Source organism: Paenibacillus mesotrionivorans, assembly GCF_046098205.1.
GTDB classification, from domain to species: Bacteria; Bacillota; Bacilli; order Paenibacillales; family NBRC-103111; genus Paenibacillus_AR; species Paenibacillus_AR mesotrionivorans.
Genome location: NZ_JBJURJ010000008.1, coordinates 94627 through 115138 on the forward strand (window position 1 = coordinate 94627; position 20512 = coordinate 115138).

General features: G+C 38.5%; 27 protein-coding genes. All 27 read right to left on the reverse strand.

The features are described 5' to 3' along the window. Positions 1-87: 87 nt before the first annotated feature. The gene (locus ACI1P1_RS13635) at positions 88-630 is read right to left on the reverse strand and encodes a GNAT family N-acetyltransferase (protein ID WP_416216946.1); all 543 of its coding nucleotides are present in this window, start codon (positions 628-630) and stop codon (positions 88-90) included. Between the two features lie 18 nt (positions 631-648). After that, entirely contained in the window at positions 649-1215 is a 567-nt protein-coding gene (locus tag ACI1P1_RS13640; protein WP_416216947.1) for a histidine phosphatase family protein, read from the reverse strand. A 48-nt stretch (positions 1216-1263) separates the two neighbouring features. Continuing rightward, entirely contained in the window at positions 1264-1620 is a 357-nt protein-coding gene (locus ACI1P1_RS13645) for an HAD family hydrolase (protein ID WP_416216948.1), read from the reverse strand. Between the two features lie 196 nt (positions 1621-1816). Next, complete coding sequence (locus ACI1P1_RS13650) at positions 1817-2173, reverse strand: antibiotic biosynthesis monooxygenase family protein (RefSeq protein ID WP_416216949.1); 357 nt, start codon at positions 2171-2173, stop codon at positions 1817-1819. A 194-nt stretch (positions 2174-2367) separates the two neighbouring features. Then, positions 2368-3000 (reverse strand): hypothetical protein, encoded by a 633-nt coding sequence (locus ACI1P1_RS13655; protein WP_416216950.1) that lies wholly within the window; start codon positions 2998-3000, stop codon positions 2368-2370. A gap of 151 nt (positions 3001-3151) precedes the next feature. Further along, positions 3152-3574, reverse strand: coding sequence for a ribosomal-processing cysteine protease Prp (locus ACI1P1_RS13660; protein ID WP_416216951.1), 423 nt, complete (start codon positions 3572-3574; stop codon positions 3152-3154). A gap of 281 nt (positions 3575-3855) precedes the next feature. After that, complete coding sequence (locus ACI1P1_RS13665; protein WP_416216952.1) at positions 3856-4371, reverse strand: hypothetical protein; 516 nt, start codon at positions 4369-4371, stop codon at positions 3856-3858. A 1294-nt stretch (positions 4372-5665) separates the two neighbouring features. Further along, positions 5666-6217: a GNAT family N-acetyltransferase gene (locus tag ACI1P1_RS13670; RefSeq protein WP_416216953.1), complete on the reverse strand. Its 552-nt coding sequence runs from the start codon at positions 6215-6217 to the stop codon at positions 5666-5668. A 159-nt stretch (positions 6218-6376) separates the two neighbouring features. Further along, positions 6377-6982 (reverse strand): class I SAM-dependent methyltransferase, encoded by a 606-nt coding sequence (locus ACI1P1_RS13675; RefSeq protein ID WP_416216954.1) that lies wholly within the window; start codon positions 6980-6982, stop codon positions 6377-6379. A 345-nt stretch (positions 6983-7327) separates the two neighbouring features. Further along, positions 7328-7504 (reverse strand): hypothetical protein, encoded by a 177-nt coding sequence (locus ACI1P1_RS13680; RefSeq protein WP_416216955.1) that lies wholly within the window; start codon positions 7502-7504, stop codon positions 7328-7330. A 254-nt stretch (positions 7505-7758) separates the two neighbouring features. Then, positions 7759-8118, reverse strand: coding sequence for a hypothetical protein (locus ACI1P1_RS13685; RefSeq protein WP_416216956.1), 360 nt, complete (start codon positions 8116-8118; stop codon positions 7759-7761). A gap of 279 nt (positions 8119-8397) precedes the next feature. Next, complete coding sequence (locus tag ACI1P1_RS13690) at positions 8398-8835, reverse strand: GNAT family N-acetyltransferase (RefSeq protein WP_416216957.1); 438 nt, start codon at positions 8833-8835, stop codon at positions 8398-8400. Positions 8836-9357: 522 nt separating this feature from the next. After that, entirely contained in the window at positions 9358-9453 is a 96-nt protein-coding gene (comI, locus tag ACI1P1_RS13695) for a competence inhibitor ComI (RefSeq protein WP_416216958.1), read from the reverse strand. Positions 9454-9860: 407 nt separating this feature from the next. Further along, positions 9861-10283 (reverse strand): hypothetical protein, encoded by a 423-nt coding sequence (locus ACI1P1_RS13700; RefSeq protein WP_416216959.1) that lies wholly within the window; start codon positions 10281-10283, stop codon positions 9861-9863. A gap of 296 nt (positions 10284-10579) precedes the next feature. After that, a complete protein-coding gene (locus ACI1P1_RS13705; protein WP_416216960.1) occupies positions 10580-11362 on the reverse strand; it encodes a hypothetical protein in 783 nt (260 codons plus the stop codon). Continuing rightward, a complete protein-coding gene (locus tag ACI1P1_RS13710; RefSeq protein WP_416216961.1) occupies positions 11344-12435 on the reverse strand; it encodes an ATP-binding protein in 1092 nt (363 codons plus the stop codon). Before ACI1P1_RS13710 ends, ACI1P1_RS13705 begins: the two co-directional genes overlap by 19 nt. Positions 12436-12710: 275 nt before the next feature. Next, positions 12711-13172 carry an NUDIX domain-containing protein gene (locus tag ACI1P1_RS13715; RefSeq protein WP_416216962.1) on the reverse strand — a complete coding sequence of 154 codons (462 nt, stop codon included), beginning with the start codon at positions 13170-13172 and terminating at the stop codon, positions 12711-12713. 669 nt (positions 13173-13841) lie between these two features. Beyond that, positions 13842-14285 (reverse strand): DUF6557 family protein, encoded by a 444-nt coding sequence (locus ACI1P1_RS13720; protein ID WP_416216963.1) that lies wholly within the window; start codon positions 14283-14285, stop codon positions 13842-13844. 222 nt (positions 14286-14507) lie between these two features. Then, entirely contained in the window at positions 14508-14960 is a 453-nt protein-coding gene (locus tag ACI1P1_RS13725) for a hypothetical protein (protein ID WP_416216964.1), read from the reverse strand. Between the two features lie 323 nt (positions 14961-15283). Beyond that, positions 15284-15790 carry an NUDIX hydrolase gene (locus ACI1P1_RS13730; RefSeq protein ID WP_416216965.1) on the reverse strand — a complete coding sequence of 169 codons (507 nt, stop codon included), beginning with the start codon at positions 15788-15790 and terminating at the stop codon, positions 15284-15286. A gap of 497 nt (positions 15791-16287) precedes the next feature. Then, the gene (locus ACI1P1_RS13735) at positions 16288-16863 is read right to left on the reverse strand and encodes a flavodoxin family protein (RefSeq protein WP_416216966.1); all 576 of its coding nucleotides are present in this window, start codon (positions 16861-16863) and stop codon (positions 16288-16290) included. 280 nt (positions 16864-17143) lie between these two features. Further along, a complete protein-coding gene (locus ACI1P1_RS13740) occupies positions 17144-17536 on the reverse strand; it encodes a hypothetical protein (protein WP_416216967.1) in 393 nt (130 codons plus the stop codon). A gap of 161 nt (positions 17537-17697) precedes the next feature. Beyond that, positions 17698-18123: an NUDIX hydrolase gene (locus ACI1P1_RS13745; RefSeq protein ID WP_416216968.1), complete on the reverse strand. Its 426-nt coding sequence runs from the start codon at positions 18121-18123 to the stop codon at positions 17698-17700. A 166-nt stretch (positions 18124-18289) separates the two neighbouring features. Then, positions 18290-18757, reverse strand: a complete 468-nt coding sequence (locus tag ACI1P1_RS13750) for a DUF6985 domain-containing protein (protein ID WP_416216969.1) — start codon at positions 18755-18757, stop codon at positions 18290-18292. A gap of 175 nt (positions 18758-18932) precedes the next feature. Next, positions 18933-19688 carry an RNA polymerase sporulation sigma factor SigF gene (gene sigF, locus ACI1P1_RS13755; RefSeq protein ID WP_416216970.1) on the reverse strand — a complete coding sequence of 252 codons (756 nt, stop codon included), beginning with the start codon at positions 19686-19688 and terminating at the stop codon, positions 18933-18935. Positions 19689-19700: 12 nt separating this feature from the next. Next, positions 19701-20150, reverse strand: a complete 450-nt coding sequence (spoIIAB, locus tag ACI1P1_RS13760; protein WP_416216971.1) for an anti-sigma F factor — start codon at positions 20148-20150, stop codon at positions 19701-19703. After that, positions 20147-20500: an anti-sigma F factor antagonist gene (gene spoIIAA / locus ACI1P1_RS13765; RefSeq protein ID WP_416216972.1), complete on the reverse strand. Its 354-nt coding sequence runs from the start codon at positions 20498-20500 to the stop codon at positions 20147-20149. The genes spoIIAB and spoIIAA overlap by 4 nt, the downstream gene beginning before the upstream one ends. Positions 20501-20512: the final 12 nt, after the last annotated feature.

Genomic DNA, 20512 nt, shown 5'->3' on the forward strand with positions numbered 1-20512 from the left:
ACATCCTATTAGTCATATCCCCTCAATGCCTCTCCAAAACCAAGGTTCTACAATGAAATCCCCATCTTCCTAACTGATATCTAGCTCTTAAATGTGTTTTATTAAACTTACTCGAATTACTTGATCCCAAATTCTTCCACGACGCACTTCTACATATCCGAGCTTTCTATTTAATTCTATAACATGTTCATTTTCTGCTTCTGTATGAGTATAGATTAGGCTTACACTATGCTTTTTAGCCTCTATCTCGATCGCTTTCTTAAGGAATGTTGCCAACTCTTGTCTACGATATTCTGAATTCACCCATAGATTGTATATTTCTAAAAAACGTCCGTCTTCTTGAAAAAGGTTGCGATCCAATTCACTAAACGCAGTTTTCCAAGGATACGGATTGTCCCTATTACTTATGCGATACATAATATACCCTATACATCCGTTTTGTTCTGCATCCTCTAAAACTAATATTCCCTTTTCTTCATCAACTATAAATTGCTTTAGTTTTTGTGTGTGTCTATCAACTTCTTCAATAGTCATAACATCACTATTTGAAGTGTAACCTTCATTTAATAAATCAGTTCTCACAATGAAGTCAAGATCGTCTATATTGGCTCTTCTAATTGTTTGATTCATTATCTCACCCCGCGGAATTCACTCATACCACAATCTTTTTACTTCTTTTAATTCTAAATCTTTAAAAAATAATTTATAGATATCTGGTTTCTTTGTTTGATTCAGGAAATCCCATCCGTAAGTCGAATCGAAATAATTCATCATCAATGTCATTACATTCCCATGTGTTCCAATAACAATCTTCTTCCCCTTATATTCTTCTAAGATATATGTAATCACTCCAACTGATCTATTCTGGCAAACAGTGTTAGACTCTCCACCTGGCAATGCATAAGTGGGATCATCAAACATCCTCTTCATAGCCGGCATAAACTCTTCATCCGTAATTATGCAGTCTGAAAAGTGCCTTTCTCGAAGATCCTCAAAAATCTGAATATCTAATTCTAATGCCTCCGCTAGCCCTTCTACGGTTAGAATGGCTCGAGCATAGGGACTGGATATAATTATATTAATTCCTTCATCTTTTAATAGTTCAGTGATTTTCCCTGCATTCTTCTTTCCCTCTAGGGTAAGGCCCCTGGTTCTTTCGTTTCCTTCCGTATATGGTGACTCTGCATGCCTAACCATATAAATAATGGTCTCCATATAGCTCTCCCTTTGGCTCAAAATGTGCACAATTACTCGGATAATCCATTACAAATATGCAAGCAATTCTCTAATTGATGTTACTTTCATTACTTCTTTATCATTCTGAGAACTCATACGATCGTATAAAATCGCCTTCATTCCAAGTTCGAGTGCTGGTTCCAGGTCCACTTTATAGTTATCCCCGATCATTAAGCAATCACTTGAATCCACACACATCTTGGAAAGAGCTGTTTGGAAAATCTCTAATCTCGGTTTACAAATTCCTATTCCATAACTAAAGGTGTAAGTCTCAAATAAGTCAAATACATTAGCTCGTTCAAAGCAATGCTTCATAACGTCATCAAAGTAACAAGTATTTGAAATAACGCCTAGCCGATACCCTCTATTACGAAGTTCTATCAATATTTCTCAGTTAAAGTAACCTTTCTTGATTCAATCTTTCTCATCCATATATCGTAAAATCCAGTTTTCACTTCATCTATTGAAATCGTTGAGCAAAATTGACTTAGGTAATCTGTAAGTAACAATAATCCAAAATGAACTTTAACCTCATCTGAATCACCGTTATGAAAATGGAATAAGGTATTACCTATTATTTTCACTTTGTGTTATTTATTTTGGGTTTTCCTCGTCTTATAGATACAGGTGGCTCCGCTGCTTCATTAAGATCGATCTTTTTATAATGTTCAACTGTCGGAAATGGATCATAAAAGGGATGTAATAATTTCTTCCATTCCTGGTATTCCTCTGATTTTCGAAATCCAATGGTATGATCCTCAAGAGTATTCCAGTGTACTAATAATATATATTTATTGGTGTCTTCCATACATTTTTGTATTTCATGATTAACGTAGCCCTTCATCTTTGAGATGATTCCCGAAGCTATCTTAAAATTCTGCTCGAACTCTTCTGTTAACCCAGTTTTCACTTGCAATATGGCTACTTCTAATATCATTGTTATCAATCCTTTGGTTTTATTGTTGTTAACCCCGTCCATTGGATTTAGTCGGTGCAGGTTTATCGGCTGAATCCACTTCTTCGAAAAGCCTCTGCAGATAAAGTAAATTTTGCACGTAGGCAAATTACACTCTATAGGACCAATACCGTCAGGCCGCCGCGGCGTAAATCAGTAATTCAATGCCGCAGTCTCTACTTACAGAGGCTGGCATATATATTTCCACCTAAAAATAAAGATGATTCCTCGCATCTGACTATTTGTTTATTCTTATCAAATCGCATAGTCCAATGACTCTTTTCACTTTCATTGAACAAACGCACAATAATATTTAGATGATCAACAGGCTTTATTGTATTTAACAAATACTTGACATGCTCAAGAGAAGGAGTTTCTGTAGTACTAAAAGAATAGATGGTTGACTTATCGGAGTAATATATGATTTCGTCATATGTAAATTCTTGCTTTAAGACTCCCTTATAGTACGTTTTTGTTTTCTCAACATTTTTATAGTATTCTTGTAACCTCCTTGATTCGTTCCATTGAACCACATGTTTATTTGCAAAATCGAAGTAGGCAGGAATAGATAGCAAGAAAAGCGGGAGTACTATCAATATTCCTAGATTTGATAATTGATCAGAATGCACTTTAGGTAGGAGATAAATAAAAACCATGAGGATGACTGCAGCAACATAAAGAACCACAACCGCTGAAATGGGAGCTGATGCATCAGAAAAAAATCCAACGAATTGTAATTCAAGAAACACCCTAGCTATTAGCCATAGAATTAGGATTGCTATCATACTTGATACTTGAAATTTTTTCATTCTTCACCTTCCTTAATGTTGTTCCGACTAACGGTCTTGTATTCCCCCCCTCAAAGGCTTAAGGGGTATTTGTCAGGTCCAACGAACTTAGTCGGCACAAGATTCTTACTATTCCGCACCTCGAAAAAATCATCATCGAAGAGCATGCAACTCACTTAAATATTTTAAATAATCCTGTTTTTTGTTTTTCATATAACTTTTCTAATGTTATATATTTCTCCCCATACGTATTTTGTATGCTATGTATTCCAATTTCTAGCGACTTTAACAATGTTATTGCCTCTTTACTCCCCCGATTTTTCGTCTGTAGCTCTGGTAAAATACATGTTGAGTAATTTTTCTGCATCTCAGCTTCTACATGATCTTTTGTTAAATGTTTTATGCTGTGTATTGTATTAATGATTAGTGCCGAGACCCCTGCAGCAATTATATCAAGACCATATTGAGTGAAACCTGTTTCACCCAAGGCGACAAATCCATATATGGTATTTTTGTTATTAAAAAAGAACCTGATTACAAACGTGTTCTCTCTCATCATCAAGAATTGATCTTTGTATCTTAATGTCATCATCATTAGGTTCGTACATTTTTACCTCCCGGTTATAAATTACATATTCCTTAGGGTCTATCACATAACGATAAGGCCTGTTAGGCAGTAACAATCTTAACTCCCCTGATTTTTCTTTTTTAACCGATTCTATTTTTAGAGTATTACGGATTATGTATTATTGTTTTCAAGATTATAGATCGGTTTAGTCAGTGTGTCTAGGGGGAGTCGTTTGAAGTCGCGCGAGGCTTAAACCATTTCTTGACCGGCTTGAGTGTGACTTTAATAAGTTCAAACGTACTTCGTTATTAATCCCACCAGCATACTAATCCTTCATCAATCCGAACTTGATCTGCTGTCTTACTAAATTCCAAAAACTCCTCCATCAATAACTTGTCTACGTCTTGATCATTTACTATCATCCCTTCGATCGAAACTCTATAGTCTTTGCGAAATGGTGAAACAACATAACCATATACAAGCACATTTGGATACCTTACTAAGAATTCATAAAAATCCTGTACCTTTGGAGCATTATTCTGTTGTTCCTCAAGGTTTATAAACCTCATTTCGATTAATTTTTTTAATACGTCAATTTTAATTGGCTCATATCGAATTATTCGTCTAGTCATAGCCTTATCTTCCCAATTTATCTCTAGTTTCAATAAACTGTCCCTTGTTTTGTAATCAAGATTGTAAAAAAATCCATTTCCGGCATCCATGAACTCACCCTTGGCTTTTATTATATTAAAAATTATGACAAATAATATGGATAGCGTTGTTAATTCACTAGCCGTTAGGTCCGTCGCGTGAATGTAGCGCATACTTAATATGACCACTTTTAATACCTGACATCAAACTTCAAACATCAAACATTTACTTCATCAAAGTTATAAATAACATATACGAGTTGACACAAGAAAAAGAATAAATAGCTAACGTTTATAATCAAACAAAAATAAAGTCTTTTTGATTTATTCATGTAATCATCTTTATGCATGCTTCCATTTTTGAATTGCCTTTTATTATTCATTTGTAATTTTAATAATTTAATCAGCTCAAATATTCCCATAATGCCCCATAACAAGGTAAAAACTAAACAAAGTGCATTAACAAGTGATAATAGAATACTTAATCCAACATCTGAAGTCCTAGCAAACTTAAAGCATAGATGCGCTACAGCTGTTATAGTGACCAAACATAATCCTACATAACTTAATGTTGGTTTATAATAATTTTTCAATGTCATTCCTTACCTTTCTTTATCTCAATTTCTTTTGCTAAAATCCACCCGTTTAGTCCATAGGCTGAATATATAATGTAGTACGTATATTTATCATTTATTAATATGGCATCCAATTCTTCTATGGTTTTGTAATATATAGGCCAAAAATGATTCTTTCGTTCGTCAAGTATTTTGGCGTTTTGTTCAAAAAATAAGGATGTGGGATACTCAACAATGCTTTGCTAATTCAACCTGGTAGGATATTATCTCGTTATCATGTACATAATTCATATTGTGATTCATCCTTTTTATTTTACAATGATCTTTAGGGGTTTTCTGCTTAAGGGCCTACGGTGTTGGTTTCTCATGGGGTCTTCGGGACTTTGCATTTAGTTTTTATCCCTTTTTTTATGCTTTTCCATTTTATATTCCATCCAAGTTCCATACCATAATAAAAGGCTTCCAGGCAAAGTAGTAAAAAAATAAATTTTCTTTGATGTCACTATTCCCATCGGCACCAGTACATATAGTGCTGTGATGAGACTCCCAATAATTTGAATTACTTTATGTTTATAAATTTTCATATTCCTGAACCCCATGTGAAGTTGTAGTTCTACTCCTTAAACATTTATCCAAGAAGATATTGAAAATTAAATACGGTGCTTTCAAGAGAACTACGTGTACTTCTGCGAGCACGAGTAGCTTAAGATCCGATAAGATCGGTGGGCTTCGTCACTATGCCTGGTAGGCTGGTGACTAATGATTGACTCCCTCTACTTATGCTCGCAGGGTTGTGCTCGCAGTTCGTCCAGGTAAATTTCCGAGCCATTCCAAATACTCAGTGCCATCGGGGCCCGCCGAGTGAATACGGTAACTATATGAAGAACTTAACTTTATCGAAATTCAAAAAGTCTTTCTTTTGTTATTTCATATGTTATTGCATCATATTTGTCTCCTCTTATTTCCCGTATACCGATTCTTCTTTCAATTTCCTGAAATCCTAGCCTCTTTGCTAAATTCATCATTTGTAAATTTCCTGACCATGTTTGTGTATATTGCCTTAATAACCCGCGTTCTGCAAATAAATAGTCAATCCAACATTCTAATGCTATTCTTCCATTTCCCTGACTTCTATAACATACCTCAGGAATATCTATTCCGACTGCTACTTTCTTGGGGTCCCCATTGATGAAGTATGATGTTACCCATCCGATATGTTTTCCTGATTCCAAGCATACCTCTAATCTGCTTCGAGATTTATTGGTTCCTTGATTAATACGTCTTTTGATATTCGTCATCATCTCATCAATCTTTATTCCATCTTTACATTCCCAAGGAGCATCCCAGTTCATCCATTCCGTATCCGTTGTATACCATCGGACATAATCATCAATATCCTCGATTTGAAGGTCTCTTAAAATAATTTGATCCTTTTTGATTATCATATGTATTCCCCTTCAAGAGTCTTTCATATAATGTTCCTCGCATTCGCGAATTCCCATATGGAGTCGCCCGCGGCTCCATGCTGTTTTATAAGAAGTCAGCGCCTTCTTTGAAATTACTACCTCTTTTTAACATTCCTCTTACTTTAATAATTAAATCTACTATTTTATACCGTTCTCATTTGCATCCTTTGGTTTATTCCAGACTAAAGAATACCGGTAATAAAAACGACGTCTGATTATTGCCCCTGGAAGGATTCCGTGAGCTACTTGGCGGATCTCACCTAAAGATTCTTTTGGTTCTGCAGTTCGCACACCTATAACTTTCATCCCTCCATGAACTCTATCCATAAGACGGATTGGAAGTAATAAAAGTCCCGATATTATATAATCCATAATGGATTTATTCGTTGCTAACCCAATTATCAAAATTCGCCCGCCCGGTGCGAGTATTTGGTGCATTTTTGACAGCGCAGCTCTTACATCCATATGGTGCAAAGTCGCAACACAGATGATAGTATCGTAGCGTTCCCTAATTTGCATTGTAAGAAAGTCATCGTATATTAAAGATACATTTGATACCGATGAAAGTCTCTCTTGTACGCGTGAAATGATTTCTTTATGAGGGTCAATTCCTACAACTTGCTCAGCAAACGGGGCAAGTCGATGGAGTAATAACCCGTCACCGCAACCTATGTCGAACACTCGTCCACCGCGTATCTTTACATCAGCAACTAATTCATCGTGAAAGCAGTATTGTGATTCCAATATTTCTCCATACCATTCCCCTTCTTTGCCGTGAATGAATACAGCACCTAGAATTTGCTCTAGGCTTTCCGGTTCTAGGCGGAATTCTTATAGCATTGTTGTATTCACGAAGCCTCACTGGCTTATGACCGACGGACTTAGCCAGTGCAGGGGTGCCTGCTAATTCAGCTTCCTAAAACTTCTGCAAATCTAGGGCTATAAGGCCAATCGCGTGATTACGGTGTTATCGGATGGATACGCATTCATCAAAATGTTGATTAAATCTATCTAAACGTGTTTAATTAATTCTCTAACTGCGTCATTCAAATTTATGTATAATTAATTTTTCATATATGTCTTTTCCCATTATTTATTTCCATTTGTCTTATCTTCAATATATATGTCGAGTGCCTTGATCCCTCTGTGTGCTAACCTAATAAATAGAATTAAACAATATATCCCTGTTCCAGCTAATGCAAGATTAAAAAGCATAATTAAGATTGGAAAAAATGTAAAATAAGCTCCTGCAGATTCTGCATCCATGTACAATCTTCTCCTTCTACTTTATATTGTTTTAATTATTTGCGTATCTTTCTGATAACCTTGCTATATTCACGCACCCTCCTGGCTTATGGGGCTCCAGTTCGTGTCCGACGGACTTAGCCAGTGCAGGGCTATCTGCCTGAATCCGCATCCCCGAAATATCTCCTGCAGTCCAGGGGCCTTCAGGCCAGCCGCGTGAATACGGTGTTATGTGAAGTAACATGATTTCATCGAGGTTGCTTTCTGAGTTTTGTTCAAGTTTTCATCTTTCTCAATACATTAATTTCTTCTTCAGTTAGTATATCTTCAATATTGGGTTCTCCAATTTCTTCTATTAACTTTAATTTCAGTTCTCTCTTTGTTATCCATTCCATCTCTTTACTCATCGTGGTTCTTGGATGTGGCTCGATATCTTCTATTATGTCTATTGGTTCATTAACTATATAAAGCAAGCCTTTTTCTCTTCCATTATGTTTAATAATTCCTTCGTCATTAATAGAAACTATTAGAGGCTTATGTGAAAAAATACAAGCCAAATTATAGTGCCTTGTTATAGTACTTCCTGTCCTCAACTCTGTGATCTTCGCTGGGCTACCATGATACCATTTCCCCACTGTAGATTACCCCCAAAAGGTAAATATTTTCTAATGACCTTTTGATTATCTGTAATTTAATCTCTTCATGTTATTTCACATAACGTCGTTGTATTCATGAACCCGAGAGGCTTAAGGTCCGTTAGGACCGTGTCGAAGACTTAGCCTTGCAGGGTTGTGCGCGCAGCCGGTTCAGGCAAACTGCCGAACCGCTTCTAGCACCAAGGCCCTTTCAGGCCCGCCGCGTGAATACGGTGTTATGTGAAGTTCCCCACTTCTATGCATACGCCTTAAAAATTCTTAAAGTTCTTCATTCTTGTCAAGTCTCAAATAAATACTTCTTTCTTTAAATCCCATTGTCTTCCAAAAGCTATACCCTCTATCATTCCAATGCATTACTTCAATATCAATCTCATCTGTATTTAATAGTTCTTTCAATTTCTGAAATGCTAGCTTCCCATACCCGCCTCTTCTACTATCACGACATATAAAAAATTGTCTCAAATATATTGGTTGTCTGTTATGGTTAACTAGAGCATAGCCCTTAATCTCTTCACGTTCCTTAAAAAAATAGGCTTTATAGTCTGTTCTCAGGAAGGTCTTCATCCTATCTTTCAATTCGTCTAAATTCATTTTGTTGTCGTGTTGTTCATCTTCAATAAGTTGCTTATTTAACGCGGCTAATAATTCCAAATCAACATCTACGGTCAAGCATTCCTGGATGTACAACTCACCCACGAAATCACCTACTAAAATGTTTTTTGAATTTAATCGTAATTGGGGAATTACACATAACGTTCTTGTATTCACGAACCCGAGAACCTTAAGGAAAGCACAGAACCATAAGCGCAACTGGCTCCCGACCGGCCGCAACGCAGTTAGGTTCGCAGAGGTTGTCTGCTGATTCCACTTCCCCGAAATGCCTCTTGCAGACCAAGGGCCTTCAGGCCCGACGCGTGAATACGGTGTTATAGGATGTTCCGGCCTTCTTAGAGTTGCTACATAAAATATTCTTACAAAGGTTATGTGATCTTTATTCTTTATTCGAGTCTTTTCTCAAGCCTTTAACTAAGCCTTTAACCATGTCATTTTCACTTTTTGTTACTTTGGGTTTTCATCGTCTTGTAGATATGGTATCATTTGTATAAGAAAAACCGAGTGCTGCGAACACTCGGCTATACAATTGGCTTGGATGGTTTATTCCCTTCAAGTTCCAGGCAATAAAAACCCACCTTTGGCGGTCAACCTTGGGGTGGGTTTTTACTTTCTCTTGTTGTTCGAATTGATGTAAGTTAAAAGTGCAAGAATGAACATTCCAAATAGGAACAGGATCTGGATTGCATCTTTAACTTCCATGGTCTCACCTCCTTTCGAAGGGAAACCATGACCCACCCAAGATTCAATTGTACTTTCCTAGTTTACCACATCTATCCATCGATTGATAGAATGTTTGTTCGCTCTTCTCTGGTATATGGTTTGCCGGAATTTCCTATCTTTGTACATTCTTTCACATAACGTTGTTGTATTCACGAACCCTCACCACCTTAAGGAAGCATGGATCCACCAGCGCAGCTGGATCCCGACCGGCCGCGACGCGGTTAGGTGGTGCAGGGTTGTCTGCTGATTACGCTTCCTCGAATAGCCTCTTGCAGACCAAGGGCCGTAAGGCCCGCAGCGTGAATACGGTGTTATGTGAAGGGCCTGACTTCTTTGAATTGCTAACTTATCTCTTGTAATTTTTAATCACTTGCCTCTAAATAATTCTATACAATTGTTGCACAATATCCTGATTCTTTACCTTTCTTAACTGCATTGATATAGCCTTCAAAATAAAAAGAAATATCATCTTCTTTCCCATTTAAAACTCTGCTTCTTACTTTATCAAATGCTAATATTGATATTGAAAATTTTGGCTCACCAGTAACTAAAACTGGTTGCTCTCTATCTTGTATCCAATAGTAATTTCCACCGTAATTCCTTCTAGCAACTTCGAAAATGTAACATCCAAACATAGAAGCAATTGAGTCTAGAGTACTTTCATCTATTTCAAAGTCATGTAATTCTTCTAGAATATCATCTACTTTACTTAAACTTTCAATACTAAAATCAAAATTACCTTTATCAGAAAAGTTATTTGTAAAGCTTTCTGCTGTAGTAATAATGTCAAGCTCTAATTTCTCCTGCATCAAATTAGCCTCCGATTTTTATTGTTTTGAAATTTTGAATTTCGAGGTTTCAGGCCTTTCACATAACGTTTCTGCATTCCCGACGTTCAAGCGGCTTAAGCTGCCGGGCTGAATAGCTAAGCGATCAGCCCATGCCGGGTGGCTCCGCCACTTAGCCGATTGAATGTGTCGTCTGATTCTGCTTCCTTGAAATACCTCTTGGCGACCAAGGGGGCTTGTCCCCCGCTGTGGGAATGTGATGTTAGCTGAAGTTATGTTAGCTGAAGTTATTACCTTCATAGAAAAACTTACATGACTTATTTTGTTAATTCACTTGAGAGCCTGATTATTTCATTTAACTTTTGTTTAACTTCATTATTCGTAACATGTTCTTTAGGCGTTAGATTTTCCTCTACAACTTTTGATGCTTGCTCATCATATAAAGTAGCAATATTTTCGATTAACTCTGCACTCGACTCTTGAGTTTCTCTTCTTATTAAGACAACGTATTTTTTTAATAGCTCATACATTATTGTTGCAATTGATGCTACAGAAATTGCAAGCAAGATTGAGTTGAATTTAACAGAACTATTCTCATTTCCTGACGCATGTTTAATATATCCGCTATTATTATCATCAGCATAACTAGCATTAAAAGCATTTTTCTCGTCTCGTATCCAGAAAATCATAGAAACTTCAGCATTCTTTGATAATCTTGATAGGTTAACAAGTAATTTATTAGATTCAATTTTTTGCTTTTCAATAGTTTCGGGACTGTTCAATTTATATTGATAAATTGGTCCATCCATTTCTATTACTAGATTAAGATTCTTTGAGGGAGAGCCACCATTATTCTTTACAGTCACAATTCTGATTGTATTTGGTATTAAATTAGATTCTTGTTTATCAATGTTATTAACTATTATTTCATTTAATTTATCCGGCAACTTAAAATCGTCTTTTGTTGAAATTAAGACAAGTTCTGGTTCTCCAAACTTTCCTAACAAATTGTCCCCAAAAAACATTACAATAATTGCAATCAATAAACTAATCACAGAAATAGCCATTGTAATATTACTTTTTAATCTACTTTCAACCAATTTAAGGCCCCCTTATTTCTAAGGTCACATATTATCCATTCAGATGGAATACTATCGTCTTTGTAACAAAACTCTATATATTGAAGTTTCTGTTGTTTAGTTTCTCGATCAATCATTTTTCTTATTTCGTTAAGTCTACTAGAATCAACGTGATCGAATGGACAGTCTGCAACTAGGAGTCCACTTGAATTTAGAAAAGATAAATCCGTATGTTTTACTGTTCTTATTAATAAATTTAAAAATTCAATTAATCTTCTCTCACTGCCCGAATAACTAATGATACTTGAATACACTCTAAGATTTAACTGTTCAAGGTAACTATTATATAATTCATCTATTAAAGAACTTCTTTCAGAGTATAATAAATCAGACTGTCTACTGATATTATCGTAGGCTTCTAGAGCTTGGTCTAATATCTTCTTGTTTTCGAATAACTCATCGTACATATTAAAAAATTCCTTTTTTAATATTCCTTTAATGAGTTCGGCATCATTATTATTCACGCTATTTAGGTTTCTTTCAACATTATTGATATATGTCTTTAAAATTTCATATGAATATTCGTCTTTTTGGAGATTGTTCTTAAATAATTCAATTTGTCTCCTTGATTCCTTCAGGTAGTTCACATTAATTCCCATAATTTTGCTTTTAAGATCATCCTTGTCTATTTTCGAAAGTAATTCTCCATCGCTGTAAAACGAAGCACGAATAATTTGAGTTGCGGCGGTTTCGTCGTGTCCAATATTGAATTGTGGCGATAGTAAGGAAGTATAAAAGTTATTTATTTCTTTTGCATTAATTTTTTCATGAATATCCCCATCAATTATTACTTCATCTCGTAAATTCCTTTTAAAAGAAAGATTTTGACCCGCTATATTGCATTCCAACTCAACCTCATTATTTTTTATTAAATTCATAGTTCTATTATTCTTTTTTAAACCAAGTAGATATAAAATGGTATTGAATAAGATTGTTTTTCCAGTTCCATTATACCCAATAATAAAGTTCATTCCGGTGTTGAAAGTTATAACATTGTTATTTATTGTTAGTTTCTTTAACGTTAGAGTCTTCAATTGGCAACCCTCTCTTTATTGATTCTATTTTTGTATCTTAATTTTTTTAACATGTCTTTGCAATAATTTCAGCTAACGTTGTTGTATTCACGAACCCGAGAGGCTTAAGGCCCGCCAGGGCCGGGTGGCTTCGCCACTTAGCCTCGCAGGGTTGTGCACGTAGCCGGTTCGGGCGACTTGCCGAACCGCATCCAGCACCAAGGGCCGCCAGGACCGCAGCGTGAATACGGTGTTAGGCGATGTTCCCCCATCTTCGAAAATACTTAATAAGAGAATTATTCTGTAAGTCCATAGTATTTATACTCATTTGGATTAAATTCAGGTGGGCACCATCTAGATTCCCCTAATCCATTTCCATGCAATACAGCTTTGATTGCTTCCTTACTGGCTGGTGTTACATCCTCACGACTTAATGCCTCATTAATGTTCAAGAAAATAGCTTCACTATTCTCATAACCGTCGGACTCAGGAGTACCAGACAGATATTTCATTGAGTAGATTGCCCACCAATTATTTGATCTAAATCTCATGGCTACTAATTGATTTGCTTGAGACATTATTTTTGTTTCCTCTAAAATCTCTCTTTCAATAGCGAAATTCGGAATCTCCCCTTCTTTTAAATATCCTCCCGGAATTAATAATTGTCCTTTAACTATACCGTATGTATGCCTCACTAAAAGAACATTATTGTTATGTAATAATACCCCACTAACAGAAAAATGTTTTAAATCTGGCATCAAACCATCTTCTTTCTTGGTTATTCTTTTTTTGGTTATTCTTTTTTTTGGTTATTCTTTTCTTGGTTATTCTTTCTCTATTGTTTTCTTATTGTTTGTACATTAGTATTTGGGAATTTCGCCTAACGTTGTTGTATTCATGAACCCGAGAGGCTTAAGGCGCGTTAGCGCCGGGTCGAAGACTTAGCCTCGCAGAGTTGTGCGCGCAAGCCGGTTCAGGCAAAATGCCGAACCGCTTCCAGCACCAAGGGCCGACAGGCCCGACGCATGAATACGGTGTTATCCGATGCATTCGCCTTCCTGAAATACCCCGAATCTTGTGTTCCTGCTGAATCTTGCCACGCTGGCTTCTTGAATTTCTTCAATAAATTTTGTATTTCTGGCTTCTTGGGTTATTTCTGTCAATCTGTATGAGCTTGAAGGGTTTAAATCTAAGTCTTTCGAATGTTTCGGATAACGTTGTTGTATTCATGAACCCGAGAACCTTAAGGGAGAAAAGATCCACCAGCGCAGCTGGATCCCGACCGGCCGCGACACGGTTAGGTTCGCAGAGGTTGTCTGCTGATTCCGCTTCCTCGAAATGCCTCTCGCAGACCAAGGGCCTTCAGGCCCGACGCATGAATACGGTGTTATCGGATGCCATTGCCTTCTTTGACTTTACATAAAGTTTTATTCATCTTCTTCTAGGTTTACAAGTCTACTTAATATCTTTTCTTCAGAGAAACCAAACCATGTCATTTCATATAAACAAAGTGCTACAATTTGTTCTGCTGAGAATTTTTCGAGCACACTATTATTAACATAAAATCCCAACCATTCAGCCCAATTATTTGAAGAAATATCCCAATACCCAGTCCATTCAAGTGAATTATTCTTACCATGCACCCGATATTCAGTAACACTATCTTCGGATTTAACATCACTCTCATAATCAGCACTATCTATATGAATTATCATTTCTTCTACGTTTTTTTCAGGTCTCTTTGATAGTAATGATTCAAATGCAATTTTATATTTTTCTTTAGTTTGTAAGATATCAGGATATAATGAAACTAACTCAACCCAAACACAATTAAAATCAACTTTATTTAGAATTTCTTCGAATGAAGTCATGTGATTCATTCTCCTCTATCTTACAATGGTTTCCGATAACGTCTTGTGTATTCATGAACCCGAGAGGCTTAAGGCGCGTCAGCGCCGGGTCGAAGACTTAGCCTCGCAGGGTTGTGCGCGCAGCCGGTTTAGGCAACTCTCTGAACCGCTCCCGGCACCAAGGGCCGTTAGGCCCGCCGCGTGAATACGGTGTTATGTGATGCTCAACTCATCTTCGAGTTATCATTCAGATTCTATTATTCCATATCTTTGTTGCTTCCCCATCCAATTACTTACTTCTCTCCAGCTAACTTTCCTTGCGGCTATCCAGTTCACTTCATAGCTAACTTGTTTATCATGTCTCCAATTACTATCATCCGCCCAATAACATATACCATTCTCAAAATATAAAGAAGCTCCAAAAATAATCGAATCATAATTCTCAGAGCTTGGAGAAATGCAAAGTTTAACTACTTCTTCAAATAAGAGTTCTACAGCGGAGGGGTCATTCCATTGCCTTTGAAATAATACCCTAATTCGGTTATCTAGTTTGTTGCTAACATTCATTGCAAAATCATTATTTACGTAATGATCGGTCCATAAATATAATTCTTTTAAGCATGCATCGTGGAATCTTCCAAATGCACTCATAAATTTATTAATCTCTTCCTGATCGGTTAACGGAATCCAATCCATTAAATTAATCCCTTCGATTTATATTGATGTTTGAACTGAATATATCTTTAGCTGAGTTTCACATAACGTTGGTGTATTCACGAACCCGAGAGGCTTAAGGCCCGCCAAGGCCGGGTGGCTTCGCCACTTAGCCTCGCAGGGTTGTCTGCTGAATCAGCTCCTCTGAAATGCCTCTGCAGACCAAGGGCCTTCAGGCCCGCCGCTTAAATACGGTGTTAGGTGATGTTAGCCCTTCTTCGACTAAGCTTGATAAATCTATAATAGCCCTTCAAGAGAAAATAATCTTTTAATTAAATTGAATGTTTACCACGAATATATCTACTCTAAATATATTCTTCCTTATCGTGAAATTCGGAAATGCCTAGGTACTTGATAGCAATACTCATTGCCGATTTTATTTGATAATATCCAACATCACCCCAACCCAACAAATCGACAGCTTTATTCGGTGAAACCAGAATACGGTCATAGATTTTTCCATTATCGAGATCAGGACGTACTACACCTACACCATTAATAAGCGCAGTCATTCTAACTTGAGCTATATGAGGTTGCCCGTCTTCCTCATCAACTTCTTGATATCCTACTATTACTGGACTTCTGATTGTAATGTTTACTTCTTCGAATATCTCTCGTCTCACCGTTCCTTCAATTCCATTATCATTTTCTTCAGGATGACCACCAGGTAAAGAATATGTCACGCCATCTTCATTATTTTCAACTCGCAATAGCAAACGCCCATCATTGGAAAAAATGAGACCATATACTTGTTTGATCTCTACTCCATCTGGTACATTCCCATCGTGCCATTTAAATATTGCCATCTCCATTTTCCCTCTCCACTTAATTCAGTTCTTCACTAACTTTTTCATTATTTGTTATTCAATATATGGTTTCAAAATTGTTTAGCCAATTTCACCTAACGTTGTTGTATTCACGAACTCGAGAGCCTTAAGGAAGCACAGAGCCATAAGCGAAGCTGGCCCCCGACCGGCCGCGTCGCGGTTAGGTTCGCAGAGGTTGTTGCTGAATCCACTTCCCCGAAAAGCCTCTTGCAGACCAAGGGCCGTATGGCCCGCAGCGTGAATACGGTGTTATCTGTTGGATTTTCCCCACTTCTTCGAATTGAGACAGGACGTCGGCCCACATAATATCTTCATGTCTCTTCATGTCTTTGGTTTCATTTCAAATTTTTTTATCCCTTTAAATGTTACTCCAAATTTCCCTGCTTCATTATGCCTTAATTTGTCACTTTAAGTTCATACTGTTCCTTAAATCCTAATCGTCACTCCAAATTCTTACTGTTCCTTAATCTCTAATTGTCACTTCAATCAGTTAGGTTTAAAATGCTTGCTAGCTCTTGTACCCTCCTAATTGCTTTCCTATCATCCTTGGCTAAAGTTCCCATAATATCTCCGATACTATCTGTGTGTAGAGACATCACTGTTCCAATCGATTTGACATTCATATGCTTAAATAATGTGTGAGCTGTACCTTCAGCTTTGCTCGTATCTATTGTATCTCCTCCGCCAACCAGAATGAGCGCTCCTTGTTTACCCTTCAATTGAAAGTTCACATCTTTACGAATAGATCGAGATACATATAAATACTGAAGTCGACTCGCAAAATTTAATATTGAACCCGTCAATTCCGAAAAATACAAAGGTGATGCTATGATTACATGATCGACTTCATTCAACCACTCATACACCTGCTGCATATCATCATCAATCGCACATTTTGGATGGTTCCAGCAATATCTACAGTCTAAACAAGGTTTAACATTATCGTAATATGTATTCACAATCTGTACATCCCCATCTAAATTCTGTACAAACTCATTAATTAAAGAGAATGTATTACCCTGTTTTCTTGGTGAACCATTGATAATTAGTGTCCTCATATTGATTCCTCATTTCAAGAAAATAGAATAAATTGCTTCAATCAACAGGACGTTGCGAATGTATTACTTACAAGCTCTTGGGGGCAGATCTTGCAGATAACGTTGTTGTATTCACGAACGGAGAGGCTTAAGGCCCGTAAGGGCCGGGTGGCTCCGCTACTTAGCCTCACAGGCTTGTCTGCTGAATCCGCTTCCAGAAATCTCTCTGCAGACCAAGGGCCTTCAGGCCCGCCGCGTGAATACGGTGTTATCTGAAGTTCCACACTTCTTCGAATAAGCTCTAAAAAATTACTTCTGTTAATCCTAATTCTTTAGTCTTGATATCAATCCACTTATTTATACCAAGAAAAGCTACATCATCAACGTCAATTAATAATATACTCCTTCCCAATCGAACCGTTATGAGGTTATCCCAGTCTATCTGTTCAATTCTTCCTCTAATGTGTACCTGGTTGTCCATTATGTATATCTTTTCTTCTTGCTCTTCAACAAGGTTTATATCCTCATTAACAGAGAGGGTCCCATATACATCCAATTCAACATCCGCTTCCATGCCCTTATATACTTTATCTTGTGATTTCCAAACACCTATACCTTCTCCGATCGTGCATGAAAAATATACTACTATTTTGTTCTTCTTCTGAAAATTAATTTCTAAAATCTTTATCTTCATAGTATATAAAATCTCTACAAATGAAGTTTTATAATCCCGGAATACGCCCGAAACACAACATCGTACTTTCTTTCATCTACAATACATAGAAATAAAATGTGATCAACAACAATTGTTTTTAGCTTCTTGCGAATACCTTGATATATTTCATTCCTCTCTTTTCAAATATTCTTCTGATCGTGAAATTCAACACAAAATGGTTGAGTTTCAGTCTTTAGACAGTACTCTATTCTTTTTCTAAAATCCTTCCATGTTACTTTTTCTAGTGCCTCTTCAATAGGAAAGAAGCCAGATTCCAGGCTTTCAGGTGTTTGAATTAATTCTCCACCAACTGGCTTAGCCAAAAACAAGGTATTACATATTGAATTCCCAACATTCTGAAATATTCCACAAAACCTTATGATTTCTATGTCTATTCCAGATTCTTCTTTTGTTTCTCTTATTGCTGCATCACTTATAGACTCTCCTACTTCTACTTGGCCGCCTGGCATTTCCCAACCTCTTCTGGGCCCTTTAATAAGTAGTAACTCGTTCTTATCATTTATTACAATTGCAGCTGCCGAAACGATATGCCTGGGCGGATACATTTTTTATTTCTCCTATTTTTTATAATTGGTTTTTTATGTTTTCTAAGGTTCTTCATAAATTACATCTAACGTTGTTGCATTGATGAACCCGAAAGGCTGCCCTAATTCCGAATCCTCGAAAAAACCTGCAAGGGACCGCTAGTTCCGCCGCGTGAATAGCCACACCCTAGTCCAACCAAACGGCATCCACAATATCACGGTCAACTTTAACGAATTTTTCATCTACAAAAACAGCTGCCCAACCATGCTCTTCATCCCAGGGACAATTGAGACTGAGGATTACGCACACATCCACATTTTGTGACTCATATTTGTCTTCCTCTGTTTTACTTCGGGCATATATGCCGTCTTCTAAGGCATACAGCGTCACATCTGTACCTGTGTGTCTGATCAGGTCCGCGGGTGACTTGATTTCCTGCCAGTACGCTGTGCTTTCTTCCTCATCGTCAGGCCCCCACTGTTCATACATCTCAGCATAATAAAGCTTTATAAAAGCCTCCAGCATCTCATTTTCCAACTCGGGTGTCCATTTCTCGATAAGCCTGTTGCAAGCCTCTATACAGGTTTCCCCGTCTTCACAGCAATCTTCATCAATCTCAAAATTCTCCGGATTTAGCAGTCCATTATTTAGCATGATAATTCCTCCTGAATTGTAAATTATCTGTATGAATCGTACAAAGTGTCTGTTGCTTTGTCCAACTTCTCCCTCCAGTATACGATTCCATCCATTTTTTGCATATGTCCAAATCCCGACAACCGTCACCTTCCACCCTTCCCAATTACTACCCAACAAGCAAAAAACCAGACCGCTATTGCGCGATCTGGTTTTTAATGCTTTGCAATATTTTCTTTTCCAGCCGGGAGACCTGGACCTGGGAGATGCCCAGGCGGGAGGCCACCTCGGACTGGGTCTGGTCCCGATAGTAGCGCAGGTAGACGATGAGGCGTTCCCGCTCGGAGAGGCCGCCGATGGCTTCGTTTAAGGCCAGCTTCTCGAACCATTTCTCCTGGGTTTCGTCTGCGATCTGGTCCATCAGGGTGATGGGGTCACCGTCGTTTTCGAAGACGGTTTCGTGAATGGAGGATGGGGGCTTGTTGGCCTCCTGGGCGAACACCACTTCTTCCGGGGTTATCCCTAATTCATCCGCCACTTCCTTAATGGTGGGCAGCCGCCCGATGGTTTTGGACAGCTCGTCCTTGACCTTGCGCACCTTGTTGGCCAGCTCCTTCAGGGAACGGCTGACCTTCAGGGTGCCGTCGTCCCGCAGGAACCGCTGGATTTCTCCGATAATCATGGGGACGGCGTAGGTAGAGAATTTCACGTCGTAGGACAAATCGAACTTGTCCACGGATTTCAGCAGCCCGATGCAGCCGATCTGGAACAGATCCTCCGCCTCGTAGCCCCGGTTCAGGAAGCGCTGCACCACGGACCAGACCAGACGGATATTGCAGCTGACCAGCGTGTCACGGGCGATGGTATCTCCGGACTGGCTCAAGGCGATGAGCCGCTTGACCTCACTATCGTCCAGATACGTATGGGAGGCATTCTTCAAATCCACATCCATAGATCAAACTCCCTAGTTGAACAAAGCTTTTTTGGATTCGATCCGCTTTGTCATAGTCACTGTCGTACCCTGGTTCACAATGGTTTCGACTTCCATTTGATCCATAAAATTCTCCATGATGGTAAAGCCCATCCCCGACCGCTCCAGCTCCGGTTTGGAGGTGTACAGCGGCTGCCTGGCCTGCTCCAGATCGGCGATACCTGCTCCGCGGTCCGACACGGTAACCCGTACCACGTCTCCGTTAATCTCTGCCGAGATGGTTACAATGCCGTTGGGATCGTTGTCGTAGCCGTGGATGATGGCATTGGTTACGGCCTCGGACACCACGGTTTTGATATCTGTCAGCTCATCCAGCGTCGGGTCCAGTTGGGAGACGAAGGCGGCAACAACCACCCGGGCGAAGCCCTCATTTTCCGAAATGCTGGCGAATTCAATCTTCATATGGTTGTGGAACTCGCTCATGATACGACCTCCAGACTGGAGATCGCTTGACGCTCGTTCTCCTTCACCGCCAGAATCTTGAACAGGCCGGACATTTCGAACAGCCGGTACACGGTGGGGCTTACCTCACAAAGCACCATCTTGCCGCCCTTCCCGGTGACCTGCTTGTAGCGTCCCAGAATCACGCCTAAGCCGGAGCTGTCCATAAACTTCAGGTCCCGGAGATTCACCACCACATGGCTGGCATTCCCCCGGTTGATGGCCTCTTCCATCCGCTGCTTGACTGCATCAGCCGTATGGTGATCCAGCTCACCCTTGAGCCGGACAATAAGCGCCTTGCTGCCCTGCTCCATTTCAACATGTAAACTCATGAATGTGCTCAC